At 68.6% G+C, this 13,504-nt stretch carries 8 protein-coding genes; 6 read left to right on the forward strand and 2 right to left on the reverse strand.

What is annotated here, in order from left to right:
• Positions 1–32 precede the first annotated feature (32 nt).
• On the reverse strand, positions 33–2,726 hold the full coding sequence (locus ALMP_RS26485; RefSeq protein ID WP_264932731.1) for a transglycosylase domain-containing protein: 2,694 nt from the start codon (positions 2,724–2,726) through the stop codon (positions 33–35).
• Positions 2,727–3,077: 351 nt separating this feature from the next.
• Between ALMP_RS26485 and ALMP_RS26490 the strand changes: the two genes are divergently transcribed.
• From ALMP_RS26490 to ALMP_RS26505, 4 genes are all read left to right on the forward strand, one after another.
• Positions 3,078–3,761: a PadR family transcriptional regulator gene (locus ALMP_RS26490; RefSeq protein WP_264932734.1), complete on the forward strand. Its 684-nt coding sequence runs from the start codon at positions 3,078–3,080 to the stop codon at positions 3,759–3,761.
• A gap of 44 nt (positions 3,762–3,805) precedes the next feature.
• On the forward strand, positions 3,806–4,888 hold the full coding sequence (locus ALMP_RS26495) for an inositol-3-phosphate synthase (protein ID WP_264932737.1): 1,083 nt from the start codon (positions 3,806–3,808) through the stop codon (positions 4,886–4,888).
• Positions 4,889–4,974: 86 nt separating this feature from the next.
• Positions 4,975–6,237 (forward strand): MFS transporter, encoded by a 1,263-nt coding sequence (locus ALMP_RS26500; RefSeq protein ID WP_264932740.1) that lies wholly within the window; start codon positions 4,975–4,977, stop codon positions 6,235–6,237.
• A gap of 125 nt (positions 6,238–6,362) precedes the next feature.
• Complete coding sequence (locus ALMP_RS26505) at positions 6,363–6,890, forward strand: hypothetical protein (RefSeq protein WP_264932742.1); 528 nt, start codon at positions 6,363–6,365, stop codon at positions 6,888–6,890.
• A gap of 98 nt (positions 6,891–6,988) precedes the next feature.
• Here ALMP_RS26505 and ALMP_RS26510 read toward each other — a convergent pair whose 3' ends face one another.
• On the reverse strand, positions 6,989–8,455 hold the full coding sequence (locus ALMP_RS26510) for a CCA tRNA nucleotidyltransferase (protein ID WP_264932744.1): 1,467 nt from the start codon (positions 8,453–8,455) through the stop codon (positions 6,989–6,991).
• Positions 8,456–8,711: 256 nt separating this feature from the next.
• Here ALMP_RS26510 and ALMP_RS26515 point away from each other — a divergent pair, with 256 nt between their 5' ends.
• Together ALMP_RS26515 and murJ are read left to right on the forward strand one after the other, a co-directional pair.
• On the forward strand, positions 8,712–11,096 hold the full coding sequence (locus ALMP_RS26515) for a DUF6049 family protein (RefSeq protein WP_264932746.1): 2,385 nt from the start codon (positions 8,712–8,714) through the stop codon (positions 11,094–11,096).
• A gap of 44 nt (positions 11,097–11,140) precedes the next feature.
• A complete protein-coding gene (gene murJ / locus ALMP_RS26520) occupies positions 11,141–13,414 on the forward strand; it encodes a murein biosynthesis integral membrane protein MurJ (protein ID WP_264932747.1) in 2,274 nt (757 codons plus the stop codon).
• Positions 13,415–13,504 lie beyond the last annotated feature (90 nt).

Genomic DNA, 13,504 nt, shown 5'->3' on the forward strand with positions numbered 1-13,504 from the left:
TCACGTGAAACACCCGTGCCGGGCAAGAGTGCCTAACCGGTCGCGCCTCCGAAGAAGCCTCCGCCGGAACTGTTGCCGTTGCCTCTGTTGTCGCCTTCTGTCTCCGTGGCCGTCGGTGTCGGACTTGTCTCGCCCGAGCCGCCCTCCGTGCCACCGCTGTTCGCCCCGCCCGTGTTCTCGTCACAGCCGAAGAACGACGTGCATGTCTCGCTGGGAGAGGGCGAGGGCTCGGTCTCCGTCTCGCTGGGACTCGGGGAGGGCGAGGGGCTCGTCTCCTCGGTCTCGGTCTGCGAGGGAGTGGGGGTCGGGGACGGTTCCGCGTTGACCACCTCGCCGATGGGCTCGGGGGTCGGGAACGTCTTCACCGGCAGGCCCTCCATGGCCTCGGCCATGTAGTCGTGCCAGATCTGGGCCGGGAACGAGGCACCGTGGATCTTCTTCTGACCACCCGTTCCGAACATCTCCAGGAAGCTGCGGTTCTTGTTCGTCTCGTCGTCGTCCAGGCGGAACATGCTGATCGCGGTCGACAGCTGCGGCGTGTAGCCGACGAACCAGGCCGACTTGTTGCCGTCGGTGGTACCCGTCTTACCGGCCACCTCACGACCGGGCAGCTGGGCGTTGGTACCCGTGCCCTTCTCGACCACGGTCTTGAGGACGTCCGTGACGTTGTCGGCGACCTTTGCGGTGAACGCTTCCTTCGTCGCGGTCTTGTGCGTGTAGATCACGCCGTCCTTGCTCGTGACCTTCTGGACGGAGTACGGATCACGCTGCTTGCCGCTGGCCGCGAAGGTGGCGTACGCGCCCGCCATCCGGATGGCGCTCGGGTCGGAGATGCCGATCGAGAACGACGGGAAGGTGCTGCCGTCCAGGCTGCTCGCCTTGACGCCGGCGCTGACGGCGGCCTCCTTCACCTTGTCCAGGCCGACGTCCATGCCGAGCTGCACGAAGGCGGAGTTCACCGACTCCCGCATCGCCTCACGAAGATCGATCTTGTACTCCGGGGGAGTGCCGAGCGAGACGTTGCCGTCGTTGGTCTGGAGCCACTCCTCGCCCTTCTCGTTCTTCCAGATCGTTCCGTCGTAGTTCTTGATCTTGAGCTTGTTCTTGCCGCTGAACAGGCTCTTGGGAGAGACGATGGTCCGCTCGTCCTGGGCCTGCGAGGACCCCAGATCCGGATCACGGACGCCCCAGGTCATCGCTGCCGCCAGCACGAACGGCTTGAACGTCGAACCCACCTGGGCACCGGTCTGGTCGGCATTGTTGGTGAAGTGCTTGGTCGCGTCCTCACCGCCGTAGATCGCCTCGATGGCGCCGGTCGCCGGGTCGACGGACGCCCCGCCGAACTGGACGTGCGTGTCCGTGTCCGGCCGCTTGTCGGGCTTGATGTTGGCCTTCTGGACCTTGGTGACGGCCGTCTCGAGCTCCTTGACCTTCTTCTTGTCGAAGGTCGTGTAGATCGAGTAGCCACCCCGCTGCAGCTTGTCCTGGGTGATCCCCGTTTCGTCACTGTGGGTGACCACGTAGCTGTTGGCGAGGTCGACGAGGTAACCGATCTGACCGCTCAGCTGGGTGTTCGAGCGCGGGTTCTGCCACTTGGGGAGCGTGGTGTACTTGGCCCGCTCCGCGGCGGGCAGGTGCCCGTACTCGACCATCTTGTTCAGCGTGTCCTGCATCTGGCGCAGAGCCCGCCTCTGGTTGTCCTCCGGCCGCGCGGCCGGGTCGATGGAGACCGCACCCGCCGGGTCGTAGTACGTCGCGCCCTTCAGCATGGCGGCCAGGAAGGCGCACTCACCCGCGTCGAGCTTGATGGCGTCCTTGTCGAAGTACGCGCGGGCGGCGGCCTGGAGCCCGTAGGCGTTGCGCCCGTAGTACGCGGAGTTCAGGTAGCCCGCCATGATGGTCTCTTTGTCGAGCTTTGCGCCCACCTTGATGGACACGAAGATCTCCTTGAACTTCCGGGAGATCGTCTGCGACTGGTCGGCCAGCATGGCGTTCTTGACGTACTGCTGGGTGATGGTCGAGCCACCCTGCGTCTGTCCACCGCGAGCCATGTTGAACACGGCACGGGCGATGCCCTTGGGGTCGATGCCGCTGTCGGTGAGGAAGGTCTTGTTCTCCTGCGAGATCACCGCCCAGCGCATGGCCTCGGGGATCTCGGAGTAAGCGATGATCTGGCGATTGGTCTCACCACCGGTGGCAACCATCTGGCTGCCGTCCTTCCAGTAGTAGACGTTGTTCTCCGACGTCGCCGTCTTGTCGACGTCCGGGATGCCCACCATGGCGTATCCGATGCCCGCCACGGCCACCAGGCTGCCGACGAAGCCCACGAAGAGGCCGGCGACCAGCTTCCAGGAGGGCACCCACCGGCGCCAACCGTCCTTGTAGGCGCGCGGATAGTCGATCAGGCGCTTCTTGTCGGGTGCGGGGCGCCCCCTGCCCCGGCCGGGCGGACCGGCGGCGCCGCCTCGGCGGCCCCCTGCGGGTTCGGCCGCTCTGCGCCGGCCACCGGCGCTTCTCTGCGCCGCGCGGCGGGCCTCGGCGCGGCCGCCGGGCGATCGTTCCTCGCCTCCCAACCCGTAGAAACCCGACTCATGAGAGTCGGAAGGAGACCCGGTGGCGCCTCGCGGTGCCGCACGGCGGCCGGAGGACGAGCCGGGCTGGCCGCGTCGGGCCGCGGCACGTCCGCCTCCCTGCGGCTGCGGCGGTTTGCGACGGTGCTCGCTCATCGAACGATTACTCCTCGGGCAGGCGCATCCGTGCGCGCCTGGAAACGGCGGCTGGTTTCCTGTCCCCCCGAAGTACGGATGCGGTCGCTGGCGCATTCACCCGTACCGCACCGGGGACCTCGGCGCCCCCCGGCGCCACGTGAGTCCCGGTGATGTGCATGGCGCACAGACTACGCACCCTCAAAACCTGCCTAGCCCCGAAGTTCACACCAAATCGGACAACTTGCATGCAATGAATCGGTGATGTGATCCCGTTCACCATCCCCCCTCTTGTCGCATGCGGAAGGCCGTTCTATCGTCGTGATGTATCGAGTCGATACATCAGGGCGAGATAAGGCGAGGGAGGCGATCATGAGCCGGCGTTCCGGGATCCTTGAGTTCGCCGTCCTCGGCCTGCTCCGCGAGTCCCCGATGCACGGCTATGAGCTGCGCAAACGACTCAATACGTCACTGGGTGTGTTCAGAGCGTTCAGCTACGGCACCCTCTATCCCTGCCTCAAGACGCTGGTCGCCAACGGCTGGTTGATCGAAGAGCCGGGAAACGCCCCCGACGACGCCCTCACCGCTCCCCTCACGGGACGCCGCGCCAAGATCGTCTACCGGTTGACGGCGGAAGGTAAGGAGCACTTCGAGGAGCTGCTCTCCCAGACGGGACCCGACGCGTACGAGGACGAGCACTTCGCCGCTCGCTTCGCCTTCTTCGGACAGACCTCCCGTGATGTGCGCATGCGCGTCCTGGAAGGCCGCCGCAGCCGGCTGGAGGAGCGGCTGGAGAAGATGCGCGCCTCTCTGGCGCGTACCCGGGAGCGCCTCGACGACTACACCCTCGAGCTCCAGCGCCACGGGATGGAGTCCGTGGAGCGCGAAGTGCGCTGGCTGAACGAGCTCATCGAGAGCGAGCGGGCCGGACGGGATCTGAGGGGTTCCGCGTCCGGGGGGCCCGCTCAGCAGGACACCACTACTGGAACGGCGGGCGGCCTGCCCCGTACCGGGGACGACCCCGGTACGGATACGCCCGACGACACCACCACGTGAGCGCCCACCCAGGGCCTCACTCGTACACACAGGGAGCAACCGGAATGGGTTCGGTTCGCGTAGCCATCGTCGGCGTGGGCAACTGCGCCGCGTCGCTGGTGCAGGGCGTGGAGTACTACAAGGACGCCGACCCGGCGTCCAAGGTCCCGGGCCTGATGCACGTGCAGTTCGGCGAATACCACGTCCGCGACGTCGAGTTCGTCGCCGCGTTCGACGTGGACGCGAAGAAGGTCGGTCTCGACCTCGCGGACGCGATCGGCGCGTCCGAGAACAACACCATCAAGATTTGTGACGTGCCCACCACCGGTGTCACCGTCCAGCGCGGCCACACCCTCGACGGCCTCGGCAAGTACTACCGCGAGACCATCGAGGAGTCCGCCGAGGAGCCCGTCGACGTCGTCCAGGTCCTCAAGGACAAGCAGGTCGACGTCCTCGTCTGCTACCTGCCCGTCGGCTCCGAGGACGCGGCGAAGTTCTACGCCCAGTGCGCCATCGACGCCAAGGTCGCCTTCGTCAACGCTCTCCCGGTCTTCATCGCCGGCACCAAGGAGTGGGCGGACAAGTTCACCGAGGCGGGCGTCCCGATCGTCGGTGACGACATCAAGTCGCAGGTCGGCGCCACCATCACGCACCGCGTCATGGCGAAGCTGTTCGAGGACCGCGGTGTCATCCTGGACCGCACGATGCAGCTGAACGTCGGCGGCAACATGGACTTCAAGAACATGCTCGAGCGTGACCGCCTGGAGTCCAAGAAGATCTCCAAGACGCAGGCCGTCACCTCCCAGATCCCCGACCGGGATCTCGGCGAGAAGAACGTCCACATCGGCCCGTCCGACTACGTCGCCTGGCTCGACGACCGCAAGTGGGCGTACGTCCGCCTCGAGGGCCGCGCCTTCGGTGACGTCCCGCTGAACCTGGAGTACAAGCTCGAGGTCTGGGACTCCCCGAACTCCGCGGGTGTCATCATCGACGCCCTGCGCGCCGCGAAGATCGCCAAGGACCGCGGCATCGGCGGTCCGATCCTCTCCGCGTCGAGCTACTTCATGAAGTCCCCGCCGGTCCAGTACTTCGACGACGAGGCCCGCGAGAACGTGGAGAAGTTCATCAAGGGCGAAGTCGAGCGCTGAGGCTCACCACATAGCTCCTGCCAGGGCCGTAGACGGTCCCCGGGTCGCATGACCCGGGGACCTCTCCGTATGTGAGGCTGTGCCCCATGGCCGTCGTCCGTGATCTGCGCGTCCTGCTGCGCTTCGGCAACTTCCGGCGCCTGCTCGCCGTGCGACTCCTCTCGCAGTGCGCCGACGGCGTCTACCAGGTCGCGCTCGCCACGTACGTCGTGTTCTCCCCGGAGAAGCAGACCTCGGCCACCGCGATCGCCTCCGCGATGGCCGTGCTGCTGCTGCCCTACTCCCTGGTCGGCCCCTTCGCCGGTGTCCTGCTGGACCGCTGGCGCCGCCGCCAGGTCTTCCTCTACGGCAATCTGCTCCGCGCCCTGCTCGCGGGGGCGACCGCCGTGCTGATGGTCAGTCATGTCCCCGACTGGCTGTTCTACGTGTCCGCGCTGTGCGTCACCGCCGTCAACCGCTTCGTCCTCGCGGGGCTGTCGGCCGCGCTGCCCCGGGTGGTCGACGCCGAGCGCCTGGTGATCGCCAACTCCCTCTCCCCGACCGCCGGGACGCTCGCCGCGACGGCCGGTGGCGGTCTCGCCTTCGTCGTCCGGCTGGTGGCGTCGGACTCCGACGCCGCCGTGGTGCTGCTGGGCTCGGTGCTGTACCTGTGCGCCGCCCTCATGTCGCTGCGCATGGCGGTGGATCTGCTCGGCCCGGAGCGGGAGTTGATCCCTCCTCGGCTGGCGAGCGCGCTGCGGGGCACCGCCCGCGGCCTCGCGGCCGGCGTGCGCCATCTGGCCGAGCCGCAGCGCAGGGAAGCCGCCCGGGCGCTCGGCGCGATCTCGCTGATGCGGTTCTGCTACGGCGCCCTGACCGTCATGGTGCTGATGCTCTGTCGGTACGCCTGGTCCTCGAACGCGGACGAGGGACTGGCGTTGCTGGGCCTGGCCGTGGGCATCGCCGGCATCGGGTTCTTCGTGGCGGCGGTGGTGACCCCGTCCGCGGTAGGGCGCCTGGGCCCGTCCCGCTGGATCCTCGCCTGCGCGGCGGCGGGCTCCGTGCTGGAGCTCGCCCTGATGCTCCCGTTCGCCCAGACCTCCGCGCTGGTCGCCGCGTTCGTGCTTGGGCTCGTCACCCAGGGCACGAAGATCGCCACCGACACCATCGTCCAGTCCTCCGTCGAGGATGGCTTCCGCGGCCGGATCTTTTCCCTCTACGACGTACTCTTCAACGTCGCCTTCGTCGGCGCCGCCGCGGTGGCCGCTGCGATGCTCCCACCGGACGGCCGTTCAGCGGCCCTGGTGGTCACGGTTGCCGTTATCTACGGAGTGATTGCGGGGACTATGGCCCGCTTTGTTCGCCAGTAAGTGTCACATCAATGACACAGACTCCCCCTCGGCTACGGGACTGTCAGTGGGGACCGGTAGCTTACGTGCGTCTTATCTCGCGTCTTATTCGCGTCACACACCTATGTTCTTAGGGGGACCCCCAAGTGACGACTCCGCCGCCCCAGGGCCAGAACCCGTTCGCGCAGCCGGGCCAGCAGCCCTACGGCCAGCCCCAGGGCCAGGCCCCGTACCCGCCGCAGGGCGGCTACCCGCAGCAGCCCGGTCAGCCCGGCTACCCCCAGCCCGGCGCCGCCCCCTTCGGCGCGGTTCCCCCCGCGCCGCCCCGGCGCAAGGTCAGCTTCAAGGTGATCAAGAACGTCGTCATCGTCATCGCGGTTCTCGGTGTGGCCATCGGCGGCTTCATAGCCAGCCGTGACGACGCCAAAACCGCGGCGGTCGGCGACTGCATGCACCGCGGCAGCACCGACGACAACAACCCCGACCTCGAGGTCGTCGACTGCAGCTCGGCCGACGCGCAGTACGTGGTGCTGGCCAAGATCGAGGGCACCTACTCCGCGCTCACGGCGGAGAGCAAGTGCGAGGAGAAGGCCAAGGACTTCCAGTACTCGTACACCGAGACCGGTGACAGCAGTGACTTCCTGCTCTGCCTGAAGGACTACGCGAAGAAGTAAGGCAGTTGTGGAGAGGGGCGATGTTTCACGTGAAACATCGCCCCTCGGCGTATCCGGGCGGGGTCATGTTTCACGTGAAACATGACCCCATCACGGCCTCAGCTCTGCTCGGCCCACCATTCCTTGAGCGCGGCCACCGCAGCGTCGTACTCCATCGGCCCGTTCTCCAGCCGCAGTTCCAGCAGATGCTTGTACGCCTTGCCGACGGCCGGCCCCGGAGCGACACCCAGGATCTCCATGATCTGGTTGCCGTCGAGGTCGGGTCGGATCGCGTCCAGCTCCTCCTGTTCCTTCAGCTGGGCGATGCGCTCCTCCAGCCCGTCGTACGCACGGGAGAGCGCGGCCGCCTTGCGCTTGTTCCGCGTCGTGCAGTCGGAGCGGGTGAGCTTGTGGAGCCGCTCGAGAAGCGGCCCCCCATCCCGCACATAACGACGGACGGCGGAGTCCGTCCACTCGCCGGTGCCGTACCCGTGGAAGCGCAGATGCAGTTCGACCAGGCGTGAGACGTCCTTCACCAGATCGTTGGAGTACTTCAACGCCGTCATGCGCTTCTTCGTCATCTTCGCCCCGACCACCTCGTGGTGGTGGAACGAGACCCTGCCGTCCTTCTCGAAGCGACGCGTGCGGGGCTTGCCGATGTCGTGCAGCAGCGCGGCCAGGCGGAGGGTGAGGTCGGGACCGTTCTCCTCCAATGCCATCGCCTGCTCCAGCACGATCAGCGTGTGCTCATAGACGTCCTTGTGCCGGTGGTGCTCGTCACTCTCCAGGCGGAGCGCCGGAAGCTCGGGCAGGACATGGTCGGCGAGGCCGGTGTCGACCAGCAGCGCCAGACCCTTGCGCGGGTGGTCGGAGAGGATCAGCTTGTTCAGCTCGTCCCGGACCCGCTCGGCGGAGACGATCTCGATACGGTCGGCCATCTCCGTCATGGCGGTGACGACCTCGGGGGCTACCTCGAAGTCGAGCTGGGCGGCGAAGCGGGCGGCACGCATCATCCGCAGCGGGTCGTCGGAGAAGGACTCCTCGGGCGTGCCCGGGGTACGCAGGACACGCGCCGCGAGATCGCCGAGACCGCCGTGCGGGTCGATGAACTCCTTCTCCGGGAGTGCCACGGCCATCGCGTTCACGGTGAAGTCACGCCGGACGAGGTCGTGCTCGATGGAGTCGCCGTACGACACCTCGGGCTTGCGGGAGGTCCGGTCGTAGGCCTCGGAGCGGTAGGTGGTGATCTCGATCTGGAAGCGTCGGACGGCGTCGCCGACGTGGGAGTCCTTCTGCGCCCCGACGGTGCCGAAGGCGATGCCGACGTCCCACACGGCGTCCGCCCATGGCCGGACGATCTTCAGCACGTCCTCGGGACGGGCGTCGGTGGTGAAGTCCAGGTCATTGCCGAGCCGGCCGAGCAGCGCGTCCCGGACCGAGCCGCCGACCAGGGCAAGTGAGAACCCGGCCTCCTGGAAGCGGAGGGCGAGGTCGTCGGCGACAGGAGCGACCCGCAGCAGTTCACTCACCGCGCGGTGCTGCACCTGGCTCAGGGCACTGAGATTGTCTTCGTTGGCGTTCGGCACAACAGAAGAGGGTACGTGGCCCGGGGAGCGCCGGGCGCCTCCATTAAACGGGCGGACACCTCCCCCGATAGCCGCCCAAGATCAGCGCTCGTGACGTACGCGGGCTCTCCTCTCTATACGTGTACATAGAGGGCGGCCCGGTCATCTTCCTTGATCTTGTGGAGCGGTCCGCGGCACTTACCCTCAGCGCGCATCGTTACCATGCGTGGACGCACATTCCGACGACCACTGACGACGACGAGGGACGGACGAACGCGTGGCCGAGGCGGCAGACTTCCCGGGGATGACTCCCTCACCTGCCCGCCGGTGGCTGCGGCGCACCGGAGCACTGCTCGCGGGGGCGCCTCTGCTGGCCGGTCTGCTCCAGCTGCCCGCCTCCGCGGCGCATGCCGAGACGCCGGCCTCCGTCAAGGAGGCCTCGGACAGCGGCACGGTGGCCGTCTCCGTCGACTCGCTCAGCCCCAGCGTCCCCACCGAGGGAGACACGCTGACCGTGTCCGGCACGGTGACGAACAAGGGCAAGCAGGCAGTCACCGACGCACAGGTCGATGTGCGGGTGGGCGACGCGCTGGCCACGCGCTCTGCGATCGACAGGGCCGCCGCGCAGGCCGACGAGCTGTCGGGCCCCACCGGAACCGAGGTGGGCGGCAAGTACGTCGCCAAGTTCGCGAAGCTCACCCCGGGCGTGGCCCAGCAGTTCAGCATCTCCGTACCGGTCGACGAGCTCGACCTCGGGGACGACGGTGTCTACCCCCTGGCTGTCTCCCTCTCGGGCGAGACGGCCGCGAAGCCGTGGGACCAGATGCTGGGCATCCAGCGCACGTTGCTGCCCTGGCAGCCCGACGAGGCGGACACCAGGACGCGGACGACCGTCCTGTGGCCGCTGATCTCCACCGTCCACATGACCGCGGAGACCGGCTCCAACGAGCAGCAGACACCGGTGTTCCTCAACGACGAGCTCGCCCGTGAGCTCTCCCCCGGCGGCCGCCTCGACCAACTCCTCAGCCTGGGCAAAACCCTCGACGTCACCTGGGTGATCGACCCGGACCTGCTGGCGTCCGTCGACGCCATGGCCGGCCGCTACAACGTCAGCAGCAACGGCGAAACCACGGCCGGCAGCCACCAAGCGGTCGCCAAGCGGTGGCTCTCCGAGCTCCAGCAGGCCGTCCAGGGCAAGGAAGTCGTCGCCCTGCCCTTCGCCGACCCGGACGTGGCCTCCCTGGCCCACAACGGCACCGGCGTCAGCGGCTCCCTCAGCCAGTTCAAGGCGGCCTCCGACGTCGCCGCCACCACCGTGGAGACCGTGCTCCACGTAACGCCGAACACCGACTTCGCCTGGCCCGTGGAGGGCGCGGTCGACCCGTCGGTCGTGAAGGTCGCCACCTCCGCCGGCGCCGACAAAGTGATCGCGCGCAGCGACAGCCTGGAGGAGGCCGCCAGCCTGTCGTACACGCCCTCGGCCGCCCGCCCCATCGGCGGCGGTACCACCGCGGTGGTCGCGGACGCGCGGCTGTCGACGGCGTTCCACGGCGATCTGACGAAGGCCTCCACGGCCACGCTCGCCGTCCAGGAGTTCCTGGCGCAGAGCCTGTCGCTGACGCAGCAGACGGACAAGCAGCGCAGCATCGTCGTCGCCCCGCAGCGCATGCCCACCGCGAGCCAGGCCCAGGCGATGGCGGAGGCGATCACCGCTCTGCAGAACAGCACCTGGTCGCAACCCCAGCAGCTCACGGCGGCCGCCACGGCCAAGCCCGACCCGGCGGCCAGCACCGAGGTGCCGGCGCGGACCAAGTACCCGTCGGCCCTGCGCAAGCGGGAGCTGCCGAAGTCGGCCTTCGAGCAGTTGGCGGGCACGCAGGACCGGCTCGACAACTTCAAGGAGATCCTCAGCGACGAGTCGCGGGTGGTGACCCCCTTCGGGCGGGCCCTGAACCGTGAGATGTCCACGTCGTGGCGGGGCCGGGCCGCCGCGGCGGGTAGCTTCCGCCAGGGCGTGCGGGCCTACCTCGACACCATCGCCGCCCAGGTCAAGCTGATCCGGAAGTCGGACACCAAGCTCTCCGGGCGCAGCGCCACGATCCCCGTGACCGTGCAGAACAACCTGGTGCAGGGCGTGGAGCGGCTGGTGCTGCGGCTCACCTCGACCAACCCGACCCGTCTGGAGATCCGCGGCAAGAGCTACTACGAGGAGCCCATCGCGGTCTCCGGCGGGCACAGCACGACGGTGAAGTTCACCACGTCCGCCAACGTCAACGGCCAGACGACGGTGGTCGCCCAGCTGTTCACCCAGGACGGCCGGGCGTACGGCACTCCGGTCACCTTCGACGTGAAGGTCACCGAGATCACGCCCACCGTGATGCTGGTCATCGGCGGCGGTGTCCTGCTGCTGGTGCTGGCAGGCTTCCGCATGTACACCCAGCGCAAGCGCGCCGCGGCCCGCGAGGCCGAGGAGGACGTCCTCGACGAGGCGGACCAGGCCGCCGAGGGCACCGGGAACCCCGAGCCCGCCAAGGGCGGGATCCTCGAAGAGTCCGTCGCCCGGTCCGGGGCAGGCGACCCGCAGCAGGCGAGTGACGGGACACCGGACACCGCAGCGGAAAGCACCGACCCTTCGGGGACGGGTGAGAGAGTGGACCGTTGAGGATGTCGTGGCCGGTGGGCCCGGGACGATGAGGTGGGGTAACCATGAACGCGCCGTACGACGGTGACCGCGGCCAGGCCGCGGGCAGCTCGGGCTACCCCGAGGGCCCGCCGCCCGAGCACGGCCAGGTACCGCCGCAGCACCCCGCGGACATGTACCTCCAGGACGCCTACGACCAGGACCCCTACCAGGCTCAGGACCTCACCGCACAGGACCCGGTCGCCGAGGCGCTCTACGACCGCGCCGCGCACCCCCCGCCCCCTCCCGGCACCTACGCACCGCAGCAGCCGCTCTACGGCCAGCCGCCGCAGTCCCCGTACGCACCCGACCCGAGTGTGTGGGCCCAGACCCCGGCGCCCGAGCCGGAGGGCCCCAGCCAGTACCTGCCGTACGGCGACGATCCCCGCACGACCCAGTTCGTGGGCGTGGACGACCTGGTGACGCAGTCCGGCGAGGAGCGGCAGGAGCGCGACGCCTTCGCCCACCTCTTCCGGGACCAGCAGCAGGGCGGCGCCCGCGCGCCCATGGACCAGCCGTCCGTGCCGAACCCGGCGGCGGCCCCCGGGGCTCAGGGCCCGGCACCGCGCTACCAGGCGGACCAGACCATGGACCTCGGCGCCAAGCCGGCCGCGGAACCCGAGCCGGCACCGGTCGCGGCTCCGGCTGCGGCTGCGGCTCCGAAGAAGGGCGGTCGCGCCGCAGGCCTGCTGAAGTCCAGCGCTGTGATGGCGGCGGGCACGATGGTCTCCCGCCTCACCGGCTTCATCCGCTCGGCGCTGATCGTCTCCGCGCTCGGCGTCGGCCTCCTCGGTGACACCTTCCAGGTCGCCTACCAGCTCCCGACGATGATCTACATCCTCACCGTCGGCGGCGGTCTCAACTCCGTCTTCGTGCCGCAGCTGGTCCGCGCCATGAAGGAGGACGAGGACGGCGGCGAGGCGTACGCCAACCGTCTGCTGACTCTGGTCGTCGTGACGCTCGGCCTGCTCACCGTCGCCTCGATCGCCGCGGCACCCGTCCTGATCCGCCTCCTGTCCGACCCGGTCGCCAGCGACCCGGCCGCCAACGAGGTCGGCATCACCTTCGTCCGTTACTTCCTACCCTCGATCTTCTTCATGGGCATCCACGTCGTGATGGGGCAGATCCTCAACGCGCGCGGCAAGTTCGGCGCGATGATGTGGACGCCGGTGCTGAACAACATCGTCATCATCGTGACGCTGGGCATGTTCATCTGGGTCTACGGCACGGCCGCCGACTCCGGCATGCAGGTGACGACGATCCCGCCGGAGGGCCAGAAGCTCCTCGGCGTCGGTGTCCTGCTCGGCCTGGTCGTCCAGGCCCTGGCGATGATCCCGTATCTGCGCGAAACCGGCTTCCGGATGCGGCTGCGGTTCGACTGGAAGGGCCACGGGCTCGGCAAGGCCGTCACGCTCGCCAAGTGGACCTTCCTGTTCGTCCTCGCCAACCAGGCCGGCGCGATCGTCGTCTCCCAGCTGTCCACCGCGGCCGGCAAGGACTCGCCGGTCGACGGTACCGGCTTCGCGGCCTACGCCAATGCCCAACTGATCTGGGGTCTGCCGCAGGCGATCATCACCGTCTCCCTGATGGCGGCCCTGCTGCCGCGCTTGTCGCGCTCGGCGGCCGAGGGCGACGGCGGTGCGGTCCGCGACGACATCTCCCAGGGCCTGCGCACGACGGCCGTCGCGATCGTGCCGATCGCTTTCGGGTTCCTCGCCCTGGGCATCCCGATGTGCACCCTGATCTTCGGCTCGTCCGGCACCAGCGAGGCCACGAACATGGGCTTCATGCTGATGGCCTTCGGCCTCGGTCTGATCCCCTACTCCGTGCAGTACGTCGTGCTGCGCGCCTTCTATGCCTACGAGGACACCCGCACGCCCTTCTACAACACGGTCATCGTGGCCGCGGTCAACGCCGGCGCCTCGGCGGTCTGCTTCTTCGTGCTCGACCCCCGCTGGGCCGTCGTCGGCATGGCCGCCTCCTACGGCCTGGCCTACGCGATCGGCGTCGGCGTCGCCTGGAACCGGCTGCGCAAGCGGCTCGGCGGCGACCTCGACGGGTCCCGTGTCCTGCGGACGTACGCGCGGCTGTGCATCGCCTCCGTACCGGCCGCCGCGCTCAGCGGCGCGGCCTGCTACGGCATCGGCCACACCCTGGGCCAGGGCGTCCTCGGCTCCCTCGCCGCGCTGCTGGCCGGCGGGGCCGTTCTGCTCGGCATCTTCTTCGTCGCGGCCCGCCGCATGCGCATCGAGGAGCTCAACTCGCTCGTCGGCATGGTCCGCGGACGCCTGGGCCGCTGAGGCGAGGGGATAAGGGTAGGCGCACAACCATCGTCCGCCGCCGCGTGTCGTGCATAGCGGCGGACTGTGGGCACAATTGGTTTCGGCGTC

This window comes from Streptomyces sp. A012304 (assembly GCF_026008495.1).
In the GTDB taxonomy this organism is placed as follows: Bacteria; Actinomycetota; Actinomycetes; order Streptomycetales; family Streptomycetaceae; genus Streptomyces.